Origin of the sequence: Kosakonia sp. (assembly GCF_032104925.1) — a bacterium.
In the GTDB taxonomy this organism is placed as follows: Bacteria; Pseudomonadota; Gammaproteobacteria; order Enterobacterales; family Enterobacteriaceae; genus Kosakonia.
In genome coordinates, this window is record NZ_DAMCGF010000004.1 from 384,480 (window position 1) to 404,983 (window position 20,504).

18 protein-coding genes are annotated in these 20,504 nt (G+C 56.4%); 8 read left to right on the forward strand and 10 right to left on the reverse strand.

Annotated elements, in window-relative coordinates; all coding sequences use genetic code 11:
* Positions 1–8: 8 nt before the first annotated feature.
* Entirely contained in the window at positions 9–278 is a 270-nt protein-coding gene (locus RT644_RS11100; protein WP_313626670.1) for a hypothetical protein, read from the reverse strand.
* Positions 279–395: 117 nt separating this feature from the next.
* The gene (locus tag RT644_RS11105) at positions 396–869 is read right to left on the reverse strand and encodes a GNAT family N-acetyltransferase (RefSeq protein ID WP_313626671.1); all 474 of its coding nucleotides are present in this window, start codon (positions 867–869) and stop codon (positions 396–398) included.
* 206 nt (positions 870–1,075) lie between these two features.
* Between RT644_RS11105 and RT644_RS11110 the strand changes: the two genes are divergently transcribed.
* Entirely contained in the window at positions 1,076–1,333 is a 258-nt protein-coding gene (locus RT644_RS11110; protein WP_313626672.1) for a hypothetical protein, read from the forward strand.
* A gap of 29 nt (positions 1,334–1,362) precedes the next feature.
* Here the strand turns inward: RT644_RS11110 and RT644_RS11115 are convergent, their stop codons facing one another.
* Positions 1,363–2,262 (reverse strand): alpha/beta hydrolase, encoded by a 900-nt coding sequence (locus RT644_RS11115; protein WP_313626674.1) that lies wholly within the window; start codon positions 2,260–2,262, stop codon positions 1,363–1,365.
* Between the two features lie 239 nt (positions 2,263–2,501).
* The gene (locus RT644_RS11120) at positions 2,502–2,909 is read right to left on the reverse strand and encodes a hypothetical protein (protein WP_086871778.1); all 408 of its coding nucleotides are present in this window, start codon (positions 2,907–2,909) and stop codon (positions 2,502–2,504) included.
* 469 nt (positions 2,910–3,378) lie between these two features.
* Here RT644_RS11120 and rimO point away from each other — a divergent pair, with 469 nt between their 5' ends.
* Positions 3,379–4,704, forward strand: coding sequence for a 30S ribosomal protein S12 methylthiotransferase RimO (rimO, locus tag RT644_RS11125; RefSeq protein ID WP_020457158.1), 1,326 nt, complete (start codon positions 3,379–3,381; stop codon positions 4,702–4,704).
* Positions 4,705–4,741: 37 nt separating this feature from the next.
* Here the strand turns inward: rimO and gsiD are convergent, their stop codons facing one another.
* Genes gsiD through iaaA form a run of 5 tightly spaced genes read right to left on the reverse strand, consistent with a single transcriptional unit; the run spans position 4,742 to position 11,017 of the window.
* Positions 4,742–5,653, reverse strand: a complete 912-nt coding sequence (gene gsiD, locus RT644_RS11130) for a glutathione ABC transporter permease GsiD (protein ID WP_020457157.1) — start codon at positions 5,651–5,653, stop codon at positions 4,742–4,744.
* 2 nt (positions 5,654–5,655) lie between these two features.
* Positions 5,656–6,576, reverse strand: a complete 921-nt coding sequence (gene gsiC / locus RT644_RS11135) for a glutathione ABC transporter permease GsiC (RefSeq protein WP_020457156.1) — start codon at positions 6,574–6,576, stop codon at positions 5,656–5,658.
* Between the two features lie 45 nt (positions 6,577–6,621).
* Positions 6,622–8,163, reverse strand: coding sequence for a glutathione ABC transporter substrate-binding protein GsiB (gene gsiB / locus RT644_RS11140; RefSeq protein ID WP_045506492.1), 1,542 nt, complete (start codon positions 8,161–8,163; stop codon positions 6,622–6,624).
* Positions 8,164–8,196: 33 nt separating this feature from the next.
* Positions 8,197–10,056 carry a glutathione ABC transporter ATP-binding protein GsiA gene (gene gsiA, locus RT644_RS11145; protein ID WP_170956354.1) on the reverse strand — a complete coding sequence of 620 codons (1,860 nt, stop codon included), beginning with the start codon at positions 10,054–10,056 and terminating at the stop codon, positions 8,197–8,199.
* A 19-nt stretch (positions 10,057–10,075) separates the two neighbouring features.
* Entirely contained in the window at positions 10,076–11,017 is a 942-nt protein-coding gene (gene iaaA, locus RT644_RS11150) for a beta-aspartyl-peptidase (protein ID WP_020457153.1), read from the reverse strand.
* 163 nt (positions 11,018–11,180) lie between these two features.
* Here iaaA and moeA point away from each other — a divergent pair, with 163 nt between their 5' ends.
* From moeA to RT644_RS11180, 6 genes are all read left to right on the forward strand, one after another.
* Positions 11,181–12,413 (forward strand): molybdopterin molybdotransferase MoeA, encoded by a 1,233-nt coding sequence (gene moeA / locus RT644_RS11155; RefSeq protein ID WP_313626677.1) that lies wholly within the window; start codon positions 11,181–11,183, stop codon positions 12,411–12,413.
* A 2-nt stretch (positions 12,414–12,415) separates the two neighbouring features.
* Entirely contained in the window at positions 12,416–13,168 is a 753-nt protein-coding gene (moeB, locus tag RT644_RS11160; protein ID WP_313626678.1) for a molybdopterin-synthase adenylyltransferase MoeB, read from the forward strand.
* A gap of 122 nt (positions 13,169–13,290) precedes the next feature.
* On the forward strand, positions 13,291–14,190 hold the full coding sequence (locus RT644_RS11165; RefSeq protein ID WP_313626679.1) for a glycyl-radical enzyme activating protein: 900 nt from the start codon (positions 13,291–13,293) through the stop codon (positions 14,188–14,190).
* A gap of 4 nt (positions 14,191–14,194) precedes the next feature.
* A complete protein-coding gene (locus RT644_RS11170) occupies positions 14,195–16,627 on the forward strand; it encodes a formate C-acetyltransferase/glycerol dehydratase family glycyl radical enzyme (RefSeq protein WP_313626681.1) in 2,433 nt (810 codons plus the stop codon).
* Between the two features lie 381 nt (positions 16,628–17,008).
* A complete protein-coding gene (locus RT644_RS11175) occupies positions 17,009–17,824 on the forward strand; it encodes a Cof-type HAD-IIB family hydrolase (protein WP_097406880.1) in 816 nt (271 codons plus the stop codon).
* 153 nt (positions 17,825–17,977) lie between these two features.
* Positions 17,978–19,237, forward strand: coding sequence for a DUF1479 domain-containing protein (locus RT644_RS11180; RefSeq protein WP_313626682.1), 1,260 nt, complete (start codon positions 17,978–17,980; stop codon positions 19,235–19,237).
* Here the strand turns inward: RT644_RS11180 and RT644_RS11185 are convergent.
* Positions 19,234–20,307, reverse strand: coding sequence for a LacI family DNA-binding transcriptional regulator (locus RT644_RS11185; RefSeq protein WP_020457146.1), 1,074 nt, complete (start codon positions 20,305–20,307; stop codon positions 19,234–19,236). The two genes, RT644_RS11180 and RT644_RS11185, sit on opposite strands and share 4 nt — an antisense overlap.
* Positions 20,308–20,504: the final 197 nt, after the last annotated feature.

Below are 20,504 nucleotides of genomic sequence, written 5' to 3' on the forward strand. Positions count from 1 at the left end.
CGCGGCACTCAGCGCCCGATTTTAGCCCGTAGCACTTTAACGCTGCGGGCTAAAAGCCAGGCGATAACCAGCACAATGATCACCAGCATTATGGTGCCTGGTGGATCCATGCCCCATTCGTAGGTATCGGTAATCATGTGGTGTCGCCAGAGCAGATCAAACAGCCAGTCCGATGACCATTGCCAGAACTGGTTAACCGGCTTGATGACAGCGCAAATAAAAAAGGCGAACACCACATACAGCAGCCCCGCCAGAATCTTAATGATTGTCCTGCGCATCGTTTTTCCCTTTCCGGTGTTAGTAAACCGGGCGTTTTTACCAGCGCGGGAACGGCATAGCAATGGCAACGCGGCATTAACCACATTGCCCACTTTTACCGCGATGGTGCAGGCGCGCTACTCTTTAGTCGGGTTATTCCTGCTCTTGTAGATATCCGGGCGGGCAATCGTCCACGTGTAATCGGGCCGGTTAACAGGTTCATAACCCGCCTGCGCGTACAGCCAGGGCGCGGTGGAAGTAAACAGAACAATCCGGCGCAATTTTTCAAAAACCGGATGCGCATGGCAGCAGGCGATTAACCATTTTCCCAGTTTTTGCCCCTGATACGCTTCCAGCACATACACATCACACAGGTAGGCGAAGGTGGCATAATCGGTCACTAACCGGGCAAAACCTATCTGCACCTCACCATGAAACAGACCGAAATTAAGGCTATTTTGCACGGAGATCGCCACCGTCTCCCGGTCAATCCCCACCGCCCATGTTGATCGCGTCAGATAACGGTGGATCGCTGCAATATCCTGCTTTTCGGCGTCGGTTGTTACCAGGTAATTCTCTTTGCGCCATTCCTGAACGTCGAAACTTGCCATAACCCTGCCTTTATCACGTGAGGAAAACGTTCAAATTAGCATGAATTTTGCTCACCGGTGAGCGCGAGAAAAGACGAAAACCAGGGGCTTCTTTACCGGGCAAGCGAAGCGCATAGTAATAATTTATATTGTGCAGGGGTAAACGAACGTTGCCCGATGCCGATAACATAGCTGCCACCAACCGCTTCATTTACAAGGAAGATGTCATGAAAACCTATGTGTTCTACTCCAGTGACATTGCCGTGAATGTCTATGAGAAAAAAACCTTGTCCCCCGAAGAAGTGCGGCAGCTTAAAGCTGATGGCTTTCACAAAATGCCATTTGAAACCCAGGCGGAAGACGAAGCGCAGGCAATTGATATCATGCTGGCGCATTTCAAAGAGAACCTGGAAGCACTTGAAGAGTTCACCAAAGACTGGTGTATTCCCGCCACCATTTTCGACGCGATTTATGCATTGAGCTAAACCGCTGAAGGCCGCATTCGCGGCCTTTTTTACTCTGCTTCAGAAAGCGTCTCACCGGACACATGCAACAGCGCCGAGTGCATCGAGGCGGCAAACATCGCGCCGTGCGTCAGGCCGGGATAAAGCCGGTAAGTCGCCGGTATGCCTCTGCTACGCAGGCGTGAAACCGTCTGGCTTAGGGCAGCTAACACGTCCGAGGTGGCGTTTTCGTCCTGCGTTTTTCTGTCGCCGTCGCCTTCCATAAACCACACTGATTTCTGGCGGCTCTGCGCTGTGTTGACACGCTCAAGTGCGCTCAGTAGTGCAGCGTTATTACGATCCAGCGAAGGAACGGCTGAGTAGAACGTGTGAAAGAAATCGGACGACAGAAAACTCTCCAGCACGAACAGTCCCCCGTAAGAGTGCCCCCACAGCGCCCGCTTTTGTGGGTCGATAGCGAGATCTTTTTCAGCCAGCGGGGCAATGGTCTGCTCCAGTAACCTGCGGAAAACCGCGCTACCGCCACCGGTTCTGCCGCGCAGATTCTGCGGGCTACTTTGCGTTGCGGGCGTGTAGTCATACGCTCTGGCGGTTAACTCAAACGGCAGATCGGTCTGATAGCCAATCGCCACCAGCACGGGCGGATCGCGCTGCGACAGTTTTTGCAACAGCTCATCGGATAACCGGTCCATCACCGCGTTGCCGTCCAGCAGATAGAGCACCGGATAACCACTGGCGGGCGGCTTTTTATTCGGGATGGCGGTCCACACTTTGTAATGGCGCTTGCCGTCGGCGGAATCAAAAGTATTAACAGTGAAATGATAAAACGCAGAGCCTTTATCGGCGATATTCGGCCCCAACGGCGTCATGTCCGGGCGGGCATAACTGTTCGCCGCGCAGAGCATCAGAAAAGGCACCAGGCGCATGGCATAAGCTCGACAATTGATCATGCCGTTTTCCCTTATATTATCAAAACGCAGCTCTGGCTGCTCCGGCTGAAAAATGAAATTGAACCGGGCAAAAGTTAATAGGAATTATTCTTAATTGCAACAAATTCGCCATAGGTCCATATCTTTCGAACACACCTCAACGTTACCGTCGGCAGGGTTCTTTTCTTAGCGTCATTTACTACTGCGCAGGAAAAAGCCGCCCCTGAAGCGGTGCGGCTTTAAGGTAAAAAGAGCGAAGGTTACTGGATTTTGTCTGCCTGAATCGTCGCCTGCCCAGTGTTATCCACGCAGTTATCATCTGTGACATACGCCATGAATTTGGAAACCGTCGGTACGTTAACTGTAATCGGCGTAGTGCTGAGCGTTAAGCCCCAGCGCCCATTCCCCAAGCCGCCCTGCAAATAGATTGTGCTGATATTGCAGCCATTCGCTAACGAACCGTTCATGCAGCTCATATTATTGGATAGCAGCGACATCGTATATGTACCTGGCGCCAACTGGAACTGCAATGCTGTTCCAGCCTGCAATGCCACATTACTCAGCGGCGGATAAATACAGTGGGCTTTAGCATTAATAGTGAATGATTCAGCCTGGCTTCCGAACGACAGGAATCCCAGCAAGAAAAGTGCATGTAATTTGGTTTTCATGGTTTGCGTTCCTTTGAGGATTAACAGTGTAAGGGCATGACAGCGCTGTCAAAAAGGAGCATACCGCTTATGCCAGAAATGCCTCAAAGCAAAGCTGTATTGATGCAAACCATACAACGAACCCGGCAAAAATCGCTTGTCTGCGAGGTGTGATATTCAGTATGAAGATCAACATAAAATGCCGTGCCTTGGTAGAAAGATAATGTCCTCAGGATCAGGTCGGCCTAAGTCCTCCGGGCTGTTACCACCGAGCACGCTGTAATAGCGAGGCGAATTTGCTGCTTGCAAATATTCAGGCTGATATGCAACAGCCTCCTTGTGAGTTATCCATCCGATTACCTTCTGCGGCATTCTCTTTGTAGGCCGCATGCGCTTCTGTAAGTATTCCCCCTTAATTACCCTATAAATCCAGGCGAGAGCCCTGTACAATCCCTGCCCTAAGATCCTATAACTGATTAATTTTTGAACTATGAGCAATGTGAACCTGCAGCCGAAAATCGGCTTTGTCTCTCTTGGCTGCCCAAAAAACCTGGTGGATTCCGAACGGATTCTCACCGAACTGCGCACCGAAGGTTATGACGTGGTGCCAAGCTATGACAACGCTGACATGGTTATCGTCAATACCTGCGGTTTTATCGACAGCGCGGTGCAAGAGTCGCTGGAAGCCATCGGCGAAGCGCTGAATGAAAACGGCAAAGTCATTGTGACCGGCTGCCTGGGCGCAAAAGAGGATCAGATCCGCGAAGTGCACCCGAAAGTGCTGGAGATCACCGGGCCGCACAGCTATGAGCAGGTACTGGAACATGTTCATCACTATGTGCCGAAACCAAAGCACAATCCGTTCCTGAGCCTCGTGCCGGAACAGGGCGTCAAACTGACGCCGCGCCACTACGCTTACCTGAAAATTTCCGAAGGCTGTAACCACCGCTGCACGTTCTGCATTATTCCGTCGATGCGTGGCGATCTGGTAAGCCGCCCGATTGGCGAGGTGTTAGCCGAAGCCAAACGTCTCGTCGATGCCGGCGTGAAAGAGCTGCTGGTGATCTCGCAGGACACCTCCGCTTACGGCGTGGATGTAAAACACCGCATGGGCTTTCACAACGGCGAGCCGGTGAAAACCAGCATGGTTGGCCTGTGTGAGCAACTGGCGAAACTCGGTGTCTGGACGCGTCTGCACTACGTTTACCCGTACCCGCACGTGGATGATGTCATTCCGCTGATGGCGGAAGGCAAGATCCTGCCGTATCTGGATATCCCGTTGCAGCACGCCAGCCCGCGCATTCTCAAGCTGATGAAGCGCCCCGGCGCGGTCGACAGGCAACTGGCGCGCATTAAGCAGTGGCGTGAAATCTGCCCGGAACTGACGCTGCGTTCCACCTTTATCGTCGGTTTCCCTGGCGAAACTGAAGAAGATTTCCAGATGCTGCTCGATTTCCTTCAGGAAGCGCGTCTGGATCGCGTCGGCTGCTTTAAATACAGCCCGGTAGAAGGCGCAACCGCCAACGAACTGGCCGATCAGGTGCCGGAAGAGGTGAAAGAGGAGCGCTGGAACCGCTTTATGCAACTGCAACAGCAGATCTCCGCCGAGCGCTTGCAGGAAAAAATCGGCCGCGAAATTCTGGTGATCATCGATGAAGTGGACGAAGAAGGCGCGATTGGCCGCAGCATGGCGGACGCTCCGGAAATCGATGGCGCGGTGTACCTGAACGGCGAAACCGGGGTTAAACCGGGCGACGTTGTCCGCGTGAAAGTGGAAAACGCCGACGAATACGATCTGTGGGGCTCCCGCGTTTAAGCCTTCCTTCCCTCTCCTCATACGGAGAGGGAACCTCCTATCCCTTAATCTTCGGGTCCAGCGCGTCGCGCAGGCCATCACCCAGCAGGTTAAACGCCAGTACCGTCAGAAAAATCGCCAGCGAAGGGAACAGCGCCACATGCGGCGCAATTACCATATCCGCACGCGCTTCATTGAGCATCGCGCCCCACTCCGGGGTGGGCGGCTGCGCGCCCAGGCCTAAAAACGACAGGCTGGCGGCTGAGATAATCGACGTGCCGATACGCATGGTGAAATAGACCACAATCGACGATACCGTGCCCGGCAGAATATGGTGAAACAGGATCACCGCATCGCTGGCCCCGATGCTGCGCGCGGATTCGATAAAGGTTTGTTGCTTGAGCACCAGCGTGTTACCGCGCACCAGACGGGCAAACGCCGGCACGGAGAACACCGCCACGGCGATGATCACGTTCGCCATGCCGCTACCCATCACCGCTACCACCGCAATCGCCAGCAGAATGCCGGGGAACGCGAACAGCACATCACAGATGCGCATAATCAGGCGATCCCACCAGCCTTCGTAGTAACCCGCCAGCAATCCCAGCACCGTACCGATGAGCGCGCCAATCAGCACCGCAAAAAGACCGGCGGCAAGCGAAATCTGCGCGCCGACCAGCACGCGGCTTAAAATGTCGCGCCCCAGCGAATCGACGCCGAACCAGTGCACCAGCGACGGCCCTTCATTAAGCCGGTCATAGTCAAAATAGTTTTCCGCATCGAACGGGGCTATCCACGGGGCGACAATCGCCAACAGGATCAGCAGCAGCACAAAAATCCCGGCGGCCATCGCCAGCGGCTGGCGGCAAAAACGCCGCCAGAATTCATGCCACGGCGTGCGCACATGCCCCGGTTTGACTACGGGCATGGCGTTTAGCACCGCCTGTCGACGCCAGTTTAATAATCGCATCCTTACTTGTACCTGATCGTGGGATTAAGGGCGGCGTAGAGCACATCCACCACTAAGTTGATAAGAATAAACTCCAGCGAGAAGAGCAGCACCTCGGCCTGAATCACCGGGTAATCGCGCATCTCCACCGAGTCCACCAGCAAACGGCCCAGCCCAGGCCAGTTGAAGACTTTCTCCACCACAATGGAGCCGCCGAGCAAAAAGCCGAATTGCAGCCCCATCATGGTGACCACCGGGATGAGCGCGTTGCGCAGACCATGTTTGAGAATAACCCAGCGCTCGCTTACGCCTTTGGCACGCGCGGTACGCATGTAGTCCTCGTTGAGCACGTCCACGAACGAGGCGCGGGTAAAACGCGCCATCACCGCCGCCACTGCCGCACCGAGCGTTAATGACGGCAAAATGTAGTGTTGCCAGCTGTCGGCACCCACGGTCGGCAGCCAGCCGAGTTCAACCGAGAAGATCTGCATCAGCAACATACCGAGTGCAAACGCGGGGAATGACATGCCCGTTACCGCCAGCGCCATCCCCAGATGATCCGGCCAGCGGTTGCGCCACACGGCGGCGGCAATTCCCGCGCCGAGCCCAAACAGCATCGCCCAGCACATACTGGTGATAGTCAGCAGCAGCGTCGGCATAAAGCGGCTGGCGATTTCCTCCACCACCGGGCGGCGCGAGGCCATCGAGATACCAAAATCGCCTTGCAGCACATTGCCGATGTAGTGCCAGAACTGCCGCCACAGCGGTTGATCCAGCCCAAGCTGTTGGCGCACCAGCTCAATGACCTGCGCGTCGGCTTCCGGCCCGGCAATCAACCGCGCCGGATCGCCCGGCAGCAAGTGGACAAACAGAAACACCAGCACCGCCACAATCAGTAGCGTCGGGATCAGGCCCAGCAAGCGTTTAATAATATAATTTTGCATTGTGCGTTCCCTCACGCCTCCTTTTGCTCTGCGAGGTGGAGTGAGTTATTTCACCAAATCCGCGTTATCAAAACTGAAACCGGTATCGGGCATAATGTAGAAACCGGTGAGCTTCTTGTTATGTGCTGAAACCAGCTTTTCCACCACCAGCGGCACCCATGGCGACTCCTGCCAGATGAGATCCTGCGCCTGTTTGTACAACTGCTCTTTCTCCGCGGCATCCGTGGTTTTTAACGCCTCGGCCAGGTCTTTATCCACCTGCGGGTTGCTGTAAAACGCGGTGTTGAACTGCGTTGGCGGCCAGTTCCATGAGGCGAACAGCGGCGACAGCGCCCAGTCAGCTTCGCCGGTCGAGGCCGACCAGCCGGTATAGAACATGCGCACGCCGCTCTGCGCCTGCGCTTTGGCTTCCACTTCCGCTGCGCGCTGCCCGGCGTCCATCGCCGTCACCTGCACTCTAATGCCCACCTGCGCCAGTTGCTGCTGGGTAAACTGTAATACTTTCTGCGCGGTGCTGTGGTTATGCGACGACCACAAAGTGGTGCTGAACCCCTGCGGATAACCGGCTTCTTTTAGCAGTTCGCGGGCTTTTGCCGGATCGTACGGCCAGGGTTGATAGGCCTGGGAATAGGCAATGGTTGGCGGTACAACGCCGGTGGCGGGCGTCGCGAAACCGGCGAATGCCACTTTCACCAGGGCCGGACGGTTAATAGCGTAGTTGATCGCCTCGCGCACTTTCGGGTTATCGAACGGTTTTTGCGTGACATTCATGCTGATGTAACGCTGCATAATCGACGGGCTGGCGACCAGCTCCAGCTTGCTGTTTCTTTTCAGCACTTCCGCCTGCTCGTAAGGGATGGGGAAGGCAAACTGCGCTTCGCCGGTTTGCAGCATCGCCGCGCGGGTGTTGTTGTCTACCACCGGCCGCCAGGTAATGGAGTCCAGCTTGGGTAAACCTTGCTGCCAGTACCCGGCGAATCTCTTCACTTTTACGTAATCGGTCTGGTTCCACGCTTCCAGTTCATACGGGCCGGTGCCGACCGGGTGAAAACCAATGTCGTTGCCATATTTTTGCAGCGCCGCCGGAGAAATCATGGCCGTTGCCGGGTGGGCGAGGATATTGATAAACGCGGAAAAAGGCTGCTTCAGGGTGATTTTTACCGTGTAGGCATCCACCACATCGGTTCTGGCGATATTTTTATACAGGTTATAGCGCTTCAGGCTGTTGCGCGGGTTGCTGGCGCGGTCGAGGTTCGCTTTTACCGCAGCGGCGTCAAAGTCCGTACCATCCTGGAACTTTACCCCGTGGCGCAAGTTGACGGTATAGACCATGCCGTCAGCGGAAACGCTGTAGCTTTCTGCCAGCACGTATTCCAGCTGCATATCTTTATCAAGGCCAAATAGCCCCTGATAGAACGATTTCGCCACCGCCTGCGACAGCGTGTCGTTGGCATCATACGGATCGAGGGTAGTGAAGTTGGATCCCACCGCGACAACCACATCCTTCGCCGCAACGGCCGGGATGGCGGTCAGCGCAAACATCACGCTGGCGAGTCCCCGCCAGTGCCGTGAAATGAATTGTGTCATGTTGCTCTCCTGAAGAACCCTGCCAGTGCTCAGTTAAAAACGGGATTGCGTGCTGCCGGGCGTCGAGCGGGCAACAAAATGCCCCGGCCCCACATTCTGCAACTGCACGCGTTGCATTGACTCGCCGCGTTTGCGGATATTGCTGGGCATGTCATCAGACAACAACACACGCTGCGCGTGATGGTGCGCAGGGTCGGCAACCGGCACCGCCGACATTAACTTACGTGTATACGGATGCTGCGGGTTTTCAAACACCGCCTGCCGTGGGCCGATCTCAACAATTTGCCCAAGGTACATCACCGCGACGCGGTGGCTGATGCGTTCTACCACCGCCATATCATGCGAGATAAACAGAAACGCAATGCCCATCTCACGCTGCAAATCGAGCAGTAAATTGATGATTTGCGCGCGGATCGAAACATCCAGCGCCGAAACGGATTCGTCCGCCACCACCACGCGCGGGTTGAGCGCCAGCGCCCGGGCGATGCAGATGCGCTGACGCTGCCCGCCGGAAAACTCATGCGGGTAGCGCCAGGCATGTTCCGGTTTCAGGCCGACGCGCTCCAGCAGCCACTCCACGCGCTGCCGCCCCTCTTCTTCACCCAATAAATTGTGCACCCGCAGCGGTTCGATAATTGAATCGCCAACGGTCTGGCGCGGGTCCAGCGAGGCGTACGGATCCTGAAAAATAAACTGAATATCGCGGCGGATGCGTTTCATTTTGCTATCCGGCAGCGTATCAATGCGCTCGCCGTTAAAGGTGATAGAACCGCTCTGGTGCTCCACCAGGCGCAGCAGCGCGCGCCCGGTGGTGGATTTACCGCTGCCGGATTCACCCACCAGCGACAGCGTCTCGCCCGGCCAGAGATCAAAACTCACCCCTTCCACAGCGTGCACCTCTTTGGTGACGCGATTAAGAATACCGCTGCGCAGCGGGAAGCGCGCCACCAGATCGCGCACCTGCAAAATCGGCTCACCCGGCACGACTGTATCCTGTTCAATTTCCGCTTCCTGATGCGCCGGGTTTTTCGGTGAGATCAGCGGAAAACGGCGCGGCAGCGTGCTGCCGTGCATCGCCCCCAGTTTGGGCACCGCCGCCAGTAGCGCTTTGGTATACGGATGCTGAGGATGGTTGAAAATCTGCTCAACGCTGCCGGTTTCTACCGCTTCGCCCTGGTTCATCACCAGTACGCGGTCGGCAACATCAGCGACCACGCCCATATCGTGAGTGATGAAAATCACCCCCATCGACATCTCTTTTTGCAGCACGGCGATGAGTTGCAGGATCTGCGCCTGGATCGTGACATCCAGCGCGGTGGTCGGTTCGTCGGCAATCAGCACCGCCGGGCGACAGGAGAGCGCCATGGCAATCATCACGCGCTGACGCATGCCGCCGGAAAGCTGATGTGGAAAGCTGGATAAAATCGACTGCGATTCCGGGATGCGCACCAGATCGAGCATACGCCGCGCTTCAATCATGGCGTCTTCGCGCCCCAGCTTCTGGTGCAGGCGAATTGACTCGGCGATCTGCTCGCCCACAGGAAACACCGGGTTGAGCGAGGTCATCGGCTCCTGAAAAATCATCGCGATATCCGCGCCGCGCACGCTGCGCATCTGCGATGCGCTCAGCCGGGTAAGCTCCACATTCTGCCGGTTACGCCGGGTCAAACGCATATGATCGCAGCTCACTTCGCCGCCCGCCTGCTCAATCAGGCGCAGCAACGCGAGCGCGGTAACCGATTTACCGGAGCCGGATTCGCCGACAATCGCCAGCGTTTCGCCGCGTTTAAGGGAAAAGGAGAGATGGCGAACCGCCGGGACGAGTTGCTTGTCATGGCTGAAAGCGACGTTCAGATTACTGACATCCAGCACCATGTTCGCGTCGGTTTCCATCCGCGCAACCCCACTCGCATTATTCACGATAAATGCCCACGCTTGGCGCATCGCCCGCGTAACCCCACGCGCGATACATCCCTTCACTGTTGAACGGCAACGCCACGTTACCTTCGCGATCAACCGCAATCAGCCCACCGCTACCGCCCAGCGCCGGCAGTTTTTCCATCACCACGGCATCGCAGGCTTCCTGCAAACTCAAACCGCCGTACTCCATCAGCGCGGCGATGTCGTAAGCCGCCAGCGCGCGGATAAATACTTCACCGGTGCCGGTGCAGGAGACCGCCACGTTGGCGTTATTGGCATAGCAACCTGCGCCGGGCAGTGGGCTGTCGCCCACGCGACCCGGTAATTTATTGGTCATGCCGCCGGTCGATGTCGCAGCCGCCAGGTTGCCCTGCTTATCCAGCGCCACCGCCCCCACGGTGCCAAATTTTTTGCTCTCATCGAGCGGCGCACCGCCATGATCCAGCACTGTGTTCCCGGCGTCGCGCGCTTCCATCAATTGCGCAAAGCGTTCCGGGGTGGAAAACAGGCTCGGCGATACCGCCTCCATACCGTGGGAAAAGGCAAACTTTTCCGCCCCTTCGCCAATCATGAAAACGTGCGGGCTGTGCTCCATCACCAGACGCGCCGCCAGCACCGGATTGCGCAAGCGGCTGACGCCCGCCACCGCGCCCGCTTGCAGTGTGTTGCCGTCCATCACGCAGGCATCCAGCTCATGGGTTTCATCGCGGGTAAATACCGCGCCGATACCGGCGTTAAATAAGGGACACTCCTCCAGCAGCCGCACCGCTTCCGTTACCACATCCAGCGCGCTTACGCCCGATTCCAGCATGCGCTGTCCGGTTTCGATAATTGACGAAAGTACATGTACGTAACGTTGCTCTTTTTCCGGGCTCATCTGCGCACGGCCGATAGCACCCGCACCGCCGTGTATTGCGATTACCGCTTTAACCATTTGTGCCGCCTGAATTTCTCTGCGCCTGGAGGGATTTCTGAATATAGAAAGTCGTTACAACGATGTAAAGCAATGTCATTACAATGGGGTAGGCGTAAGGCATGTTGAGGCCTTCTCTTTTCTGCCATAATGGCCGCTTCATCGCGTTGACTGGATATTAACTATGGAATCATCAAACGGCCTGATCTCGCTCGATACGGCCCTGTCACAGATGCTGTCACGCATTTCACCGCTGACTGAAAGCGAAACCCTGCCGCTGGTGGCCTGCTTTGGCCGCGTGGTGGCGCAAGATATTATCTCTCCGCTGAACGTACCGGGTTTTGATAACTCGGCGATGGACGGCTACGCCGTGCGGCTGGCGGAGGTACAAAGTGGTAACGCCCTGCCGGTGGCGGGTAAAGCGTTTGCCGGGCAGCCCTTCGACGGCGAGTGGCCTGCCGGCACCTGTATACGCATTATGACCGGTGCGCCGATCCCCGCCGGGTGCGACGCGGTAGTGATGCAGGAACAGACCGAACAGACCGACGCCGGTATTTGTTTTACCGCCGAGGTGCGGGCCAATCAGAATATCCGCCGCGCGGGCGAAGATATTCGACAAGGTGCCAGCGTTTTTGCGGCGGGCACAAAACTGACCGCCGCCGAGCTGCCGGTCATTGCCTCGCTGGGCATTGCCGATGTTAGTGTGCTGCGCAAAGTGCGCGTGGCGCTGTTTTCCACCGGCGACGAATTGCAACTGCCAGGCCAGCCGCTGGCTGACGGGCAAATCTACGATACCAACCGCCTATCCGTTCACCTGATGCTGAGCCAGCTCGGTTATGAGGTGATTAACCTTGGCATCGTGCCGGATGACCCGCAGAAGCTGCGCGACACCTTTATTGCTGCCGACAGCCAGGCCGATGTGGTGCTGAGCTCCGGCGGCGTGTCGGTGGGCGAAGCCGACTACACCAAAACTATTCTCGATGAGCTGGGCGAAATCGCATTCTGGAAACTGGCGATCAAGCCGGGTAAACCGTTCGCCTTCGGTAAGCTCAAAAACAGCTGGTTCTGCGGCCTGCCGGGCAACCCGGTTTCCGCGACGCTCACCTTTTATCAGCTGGTACAACCGATGCTGGCGAAACTTGCCGGTAACACCGCCGATACGCAGCCGCTGCGTTTTCGCGCTCGTGCGGCGGAGCGCCTGAAAAAGTCGCCGGGGCGTCTCGATTTTCAGCGTGGCGTGTTAAGCCGTGGCGACGATGGCACGCTGGAAGTGCGCAGCACCGGGCACCAGGGTTCACATATTTTCAGCTCCTTTAGCCAGGGCAACTGCTTTGTGGTGCTGGAGCGCGAACGTGGCAATGTCGAAGCCGGTGAATGGGTGGATGTCGAGATGTTTAACCATCTCTTCGGAGGCTAAAGATGGCTGAAGCACTCAGCGACGCGGAGATGATGCGCTATAACCGGCAGATTATTTTGCGCGGTTTTGATTTCGACGGCCAGGAGCGGTTAAAAGCCGCTCGCGTGTTGGTGGTCGGGCTCGGCGGCCTCGGCTGCGCCGCCGCACAATATCTGGCCGCGGCAGGCATCGGGCAGATGACGCTGCTCGATTTTGATACCGTGGCGCTCTCCAACCTGCAACGCCAGACGCTGCACAGCGACGCGGATATCGGCGCGGCAAAAGTGGACTCGGCGCGCGAATCGTTACTGCGCATCAACCCCAATGTGCACTACACCGCCATCAACGCCCTGCTTGATGATACGGCGCTGCTCACACAGATTGCCGCACATGACCTGGTGCTGGATTGCGCCGATAACGTCGCGATTCGTAACCAGCTCAACGCGGGCTGTTTCCAGCATCGCGTACCGCTGGTTTCCGGTGCGGCCATTCGCATGGAAGGCCAGATCAGCGTCTTTACCTGGGGCGAAAACGACCCGTGCTATCGCTGTCTGAGCCGTTTGTTTGGCGATAACGCGCTGACCTGTGTCGAAGCGGGTGTCATGGCGCCGCTGGTCGGGGTGATTGGTTCGTTGCAGGCGATGGAAGCCATCAAAGTGCTGGCGCATTACGGTACGCCGGCGGCGGGAAAAATCGTGATGTACGATGCGATGACCTGCCAGTTCCGTGAAATGAAACTGCTGCGCAATTCTGCCTGCGAAGTCTGCGGGCGTTAATCTCCCTTTATTTTCCGGATGGCGCAACGTCATCCGGCATCGCGATAAAAGGTCGACTCTCGTCACGGAAGCTTTCATTCGAAAGTAATTTAATCTCCACATGAAATAAGTGGAGATAAAAAATGATCTTCAACATCCAGCGCTATTCCACTCATGACGGCCCGGGCATTCGCACTGTCGTGTTCCTGAAAGGCTGCTCGTTAAGCTGCCGCTGGTGCCAGAACCCGGAGAGCCGCAGCCGCACGCGGGATCTGCTCTTTGACAACCGTCTGTGCCTTGCCGGGTGTGATTTATGCCAGCACGCCGCACCAAATGTGATCGAACGTGCGGTAAACGGTTTGGTTATTCATCGCGAAAAACTTGATGATAGACAGCTGGATGCGCTCACTGGTTGCTGCCCGACCGAGGCGCTGAGTGTCTGCGGTGAGACGCCAGATGTGGGCGATATTATGGCTACCGTTTTGCGCGATAAACCCTTTTATGACCGCAGCGGCGGCGGCATCACCCTTTCCGGCGGCGAGCCGTTTATGAACCCGCAACTGGCGCAGCAACTGCTCCAGAGCAGCCATCAGCACGGCATTCATACGGCAGTGGAAACCTGCCTGCATGTGCCGTGGCGCTATATCGAACCGTCCCTGCCCTTTGTTGATCTGTTTCTCGCTGATTTAAAACATGTCGATGATGCCACGTTTCGCCAGTGGACCGGCGGCTCGGCAAAACGTGTGCTGGATAACCTGAAACGGCTGGCACAGGTGGGGAAAAAGCTCACCATTCGCGTGCCGCTGATCCCCGGTTTTAATGCCGATAAAGACGCCATAAGCGCCATTACCGCCTTCGCCGCCGATGAGCTGAACGTCAGCGACATTCATTTTTTGCCTTACCACACGCTGGGCATGAACAAGTATCACCTGCTCGGCGAACCCTACACCGCCCCAGAGAAGCCGCTCGACGCCCCGCAACTGCTGGCGTTTGCACAGGATTGTGCCCAGCGCAAAGGGCTGGCGGCGACATTACGAGGATAGAACCATGACCACGCTGCAACTCAACACCCTGACCGATCGTATAAAAGCCCATAAAACCGCGCTGGTGCATATTGTGAAGCCACCGGTTTGCACCGAGCGCGCCCGACATTACACCCAGGTTTACCAGCAGAACATGGACAAACCGCTGCCGGTACGCCGCGCGCTGGCGCTGGCGCATCACCTGGCCGAACGTACCATCTGGATCAAGCATGACGAGTTGATTATTGGTAACCAGGCAAGCGAAGTGCGCGCTGCGCCGATCTTCCCGGAATACACCGTTTCGTGGATCGAAAAAGAGATCGATGAGCTCGCCGATCGCCCCGGCGCAGGCTTTGCGGTTAGCGAAGAGAACAAACGCGTGCTGCATGAGATCTGCCCGTGGTGGCGCGGTCAGACGGTGCAAGATCGCTGTTACGGTATGTTTACTGACGAACAAAAAGCGCTGCTGGAAACCGGCATTATCAAAGCCGAAGGCAATATGACTTCTGGTGACGCGCACCTGGCGGTGAACTTCCCGCTGCTGCTGGAGCTTGGTCTTGACGGGTTACGCCACAAAGTGGATGAACGCCGGACGCGCATCAACCTGACGGTGCTCGACGACCTGCATGGCGATCAATTCTTAAAAGCGATTGATATTGTGCTGGAAGCCGTCAGCCTGCATATCGAACGTTTTGCCGGGCTGGCGCGCCAGATGGCCGCGGAAGAGACGCGGCAAAACCGCCGCGATGAACTGCTGGCGATGGCGGAAAACTGCCTGATTATCGCCCACGAACCACCGCGCACCTTCTGGCAGGCGTTGCAGCTCTGCTACTTTATCCAGCTGATTTTGCAGATTGAATCCAACGGGCATTCGGTCTCTTTCGGACGCATGGATCAGTATCTGTATCCGTACTATCGCCGCGATGTTGAATTGCAGCAGTCATTGCCGCGCGAACAGGCCATTGAGCTGCTGCACAGTTGCTGGCTGAAACTGCTGGAAGTGAACAAAATTCGCTCCGGCTCGCATTCGAAAGCCTCGGCGGGCAGCCCGCTCTATCAGAACGTCACCATCGGCGGTCAACAGTGGCATAACGGTGAAGCGCGCGACGCGGTTAACCCGCTCTCTTACGCGATTCTGGAATCCTGCGGACGCCTGCGTTCCACCCAGCCGAACCTGAGCGTGCGTTACCACGCCGGCATGAGCAACGACTTCCTCGACGCCTGCGTGCAGGTTATTCGCTGCGGCTTTGGCATGCCCGCGTTCAATAACGATGAAATTGTCATCCCAGAATTTATCAAACTCGGCGTTGAGACCGCCGACGCCTACGACTATGCGGCCATTGGCTGCATTGAAACCGCCGTTGGCGGCAAATGGGGCTACCGCTGCACCGGCATGAGCTTTATCAACTTCGCCCGCATGATGCTGGCGGCACTGGAAGGCGGACGCGACGCCACCAGCGGCAAAATCTTTCTGCCGCAGATCCAGGCGCTGTCGGCGGGTAATTTCCACGGCTTCGAGGAGGTGATGCAGGCGTGGGATCGGCAGATCCGTTATTACACTCGTAAATCCATTGAGATTGAGTATGTGGTCGACACCATGCTGGAAGAGAACGTGCCGGATATTCTCTGCTCCGCGCTGGTCGATGACTGCATCGAACGGGCGAAAAGCATTAAACAAGGTGGCGCGAAATATGACTGGGTGTCCGGCTTGCAGGTGGGGATCGCCAACCTGGGTAACAGCCTCGCGGCGGTGAAAAAGCTGGTTTTTGACCAGGGTGTTATCGGGCAACAACAACTGGCGCAGGCACTGGCAGAAGATTTTGACGGCCTGACGCACGAACAGTTGCGCCAGCGGCTGGTCAACAGCGCGCCGAAATACGGCAACGATGATGACAGCGTGGATACGCTGCTGGTACGTGCTTATCAAACCTATATCGATGAGCTGAAGCAGTATCACAACCCGCGTTACGGTCGCGGCCCGATCGGTGGCAATTATTACGCCGGAACTTCGTCCATTTCCGCGAACGTGCCGTTTGGCGCAGCGACGATGGCGACACCGGATGGTCGCAAAGCGCATGCGCCGCTGGCGGAGGGCGCAAGCCCGGCGTCCGGCACCGATCATCTGGGGCCGACGGCGGTGATAAGCTCCGTGGGTAAATTGCCGGTGGAGGCGATTCTCGGCGGGGTGTTGCTGAACCAGAAACTGAATCCGTCGACGCTGGAAAACGAGAGCGATAAGCAAAAGCTGATGGTGCTGCTGCGTACCTTCTTTGAGGTGCATAAAGGCTGGCATATTCAGTACAACATCGTGTCGCGCGAAACGCTGCTGGAGGCGAAGAAACACCCGGATCAGTATCGCGATTTGGTGGTGCGCGTCGCCGGTTATTCGGCGTTCTTTACCGCCCTGTCGCCAGATGCGCAGGACGACATTATCGCCCGTACTGAACATACCTTATAAGGTGGCGACCGGATGACCGTTATTCGTTATTAACTAACAGCCGCCTTTTGTCCGTTACTATCTGATGTTTAACCTATGGATTTCGGATTGCAGGAAGGCGGCAAGGCGGTAAGTCCCCGGGAGCTTACACAAGTAAGTGACCGGGGCGCGCCGCCGCAGCCAACACACCTGCAGTTCGAAGACGACGGGTAAACGAACTTACAGCAGTCAGTGTCCGGCCGCACCGCCGCAGCCAACGCCCCTGCGCTTCGAAAGACGGCGGGTAAACATCTACCCTGAGAAAAGACGACAGGTTTACTTTCGAATGAAATAAAATTTGTGCTTCCCCTCACATTATCTCTAGAATGTTTCTCGTCGCAGTTACATTCAGGAGTTCTATGTATGACCGTCAAAGTTATCGTTACCGATATGGACGGAACCTTCCTTGATGACGCCAAGCAGTATGATCGCACACGATTTATGGCGCAATTCGAGCAGCTTCGTCAGCGGAATATTGAGTTTGTTGTCGCCAGCGGCAACCAGTATTACCAGCTGATCTCCTTCTTCCCGGAGCTGAAAGAGACCATTTCGTTCGTCGCGGAAAACGGCGCGCTGGTGTATGAGCACGGTCAACAGTTGTTCCACGGTGAGCTGACCCGCCACGAAGCGCAGGTGGTGATTGGCGAACTGTTAAAAGACAGCAGCCTCAACTTTGTTGCCTGCGGCCTGGAAAGCGCGTACGTAAGCGAAAACGCTCCGGCAGAGTTCGTCGATCTGATGTCGAAACACTATTACCGCTTAAAGCCGGTACGCGATTTTCAGCACATTGACGATACCCTGTTCAAATTTTCGTTGAACTTGCCGGACAGCGACATCCCGCAATTGATCGACGCTCTGCATGTCTCGCTTGACGGCATCATGAAGCCGGTCACCAGCGGCTTTGGTTTTGTCGATTTGATAATCCCTGGTCTGCATAAAGCCAACGGCATTACGCGACTGCTTAAACGCTGGGGCATCTCGCCGCAACAGTGCGTCACCATTGGCGACAGCGGTAACGATGCGGAAATGCTGCGCATGACCGATTTCTCGTTCGCCATGGGCAACGCCAGCGACGCCATTAAAGCCATTGCCCGTCATCAGACCGATGACAATAACCACCACGGCGCATTGAATGTGATTCAGGCCGTACTTGATAACACCGCGCCATTCAATCGCTGAACCTCTGCCGGAGCGCCCGCTCCGGCCCTTCCTGTGGCTAATTTTCCGCTTTGTGCTCCGCATCAAGTTTTTAAACTTGCATTAACTTCTTTTTAACTTATCTTATCATTTGTAAGTTAAATGACTTTCGAATGAAAGAATGCGAGGTTCAACATGGCTTTTACCAGTGAAACGCTGCCCACCGATCACAAAGCATCGATTCGTCAGATGAAACAGGAACTGCGCGCGCAGATCGGCGATGTACAGCAGGTGTTTAACCGTCTGAGCGAACAGATTGCCGCCCGCGTAGCCGATATCAATGCCCTTAAAGCACAAGGCAAATCCGTGTGGCCACAAATTGTCTACAGCGACATTGCGCAAGGCAAGGTTAGCGAGGCGCAGCGGGCGCTTATCAAGCAACGCGGTTGTGCGGTCATTAAGGGGCATTTCCCGCGTGAGCAGGCGCTGGACTGGGATCGCTCAATGCTGGATTACCTCGACCAGAACCATTTTGATGAGGTGTACAAAGGGCCTGGTGACAGCTTCTTTGGCACGCTGGAGGCTTCGCGCCCGGAAATCTACCCTATTTACTGGTCGCAGGCGCAGATGCAGGCGCGCCAGAGCGAGGAAATGGCCGCGGTGCAATCCTTCCTCAACCGCCTGTGGCGCTTCGAAAGTGAAGGCCAGCAATGGTTTGATCCGGATGTGAGCGTCATCTACCCGGATCGCATTCGCCGCCGTCCGCCGGGAACCACCTCGAAAGGCCTCGGCGCGCATACGGATTCCGGTGCGCTGGAGCGCTGGCTGCTCCCCGCTTACCAGCGTGTGTTTGCCAGCGTGTTTAGCGGCAAATTTGAGGAATATGACCCGTGGAATGCGGCGCACCGCACCGAGGTGGAAGAGTACACAGTGGATAACACCACCAAATGTTCGGTGTTCCGCACCTTCCAGGGCTGGACAGCATTGTCGGACATGATCCCCGGACAAGGGTTGCTGCACGTGGTGCCGATCCCGGAAGCGATGGCATATATTCTGCTGCGCCCGCTGCTGGATGATGTTCCGGAAGATGAGCTTTGCGGTGTGGCGCCTGGGCGTGTATTACCGGTCTCGGAGAAGTGGCATCCGCTGCTGATGGAAGCCCTGAGCAGCATTCCGGCGCTGGAAGCCGGGGATTCCGTATGGTGGCACTGCGATGTGATCCACTCGGTTGCGCCGGTGGAAAACCAGCAAGGCTGGGGCAATGTGATGTATATTCCCGCCGCGCCGCTGTGCGCGAAAAATCTCGCGTATGCGCGCAAAGTGAAGGTCGCGCTGGAACAAGGTGCTTCGCCGGGCGATTTTCCGCGTGAGAACTACGAAAGCGCCTGGTCAGGCCGCTTTACGCTGGACGACCTGAATATTCATGGTAAGCGCGCGCTGGGTATGGACGTTTAGACATCGTACAATCCTTCTCGCTCCACGGCGGTACGTTGTTGCCCGGGACGTATCCGCCGTACCGATTCGCGCACCGCAAGCGTACCGTTGAGTAACAGCGAACCGGTGGTGGCCTGCGGGCGGATCAACCGTTGTTGCAGCAGGTGTACCGCCTCCACGCCAAGTTCATCACGCGGGACATGCACCGCGGTGAGCGGCACATCCTGAATCGCCGCCAGATTAAAGGCGTCAATGCTCATCACCGAGACATCCTGCGGCACGCGCAGCCCACGCTGCTGGAGCGCATGAACCGTGCCTTCCGCCATAAAATCGCCCCCGACGAGAAAGGCGGTAGGCGGTGATTTATGCGCCGGATCATCAAGCCACTCCCCTACCCGCATCCCCGCTTCTTTGGCACTAAAACTGGGGACAGTGATCAGATCCCGCTTACTTTGGAAACGCAGATTGCGCCGCTGCCAGGCCTCTTTGATGCCCGCCAGACGCAGATCCATCGTGTAGCGACGCAGGCACATCACATTCACCACCTCGCGGTGGCCCATATCAAACAGATAATTTGCAGCAAACTCGCCGATCGTGCGGTGATCCGGCGCGATGGAAGGCAAACGCATACGCCCGTCACGGCAGTTGATTAACACGCAGGGTTTACCCATATCCGCCGCCAGGTCATGAATATGGGGATCATCAATGCCCAGCAGGATCGCCGCCTGGGTTTCCGCTGCGTTCATACGCGCGAGAAATTCATTGGCGTCGCTGTCCAGCTCTTCCAGCGCGCAGTAGCGCAGCCGCACTTCATGGGGTGACAACGCTTTGTTAATGCTCTGGATCACACGGTAATAGAAGATATCGGAACGCTCATCAAAGGCCCGCTGCGGTGCGAAAACAATCAGGTTATTCAGCAACAGCCGCCCGGCGGCAATCCCCTCCATCACCCCAAGCTCACGCGCGCAGGCCAGCACTGCTGTGCGCGCTTTTTCACTGGTATTGGCTTTACCTGCCAGCACGCGGGAAACCGTGCTGGTCGACAGATTCGTACGCAGGGCAATTTCGGTGATTTTGAGCTTTTTATCCATTCTGTGATCTTGCTCCGTTTCCGAAATGGGAAAATTTTCATGAATCGAAAAGCCTGATATTCATGGCACCAATACAAGTTTGCCGCATGTCGTCGCTGATTGATGAGAATCCTTGCACAAAATCCACTTTAGCTGCCGATTTTTCTCGCCTAACGTAAACGTGTCATACAACTTCCATACTAGTTGTAGGAACAATA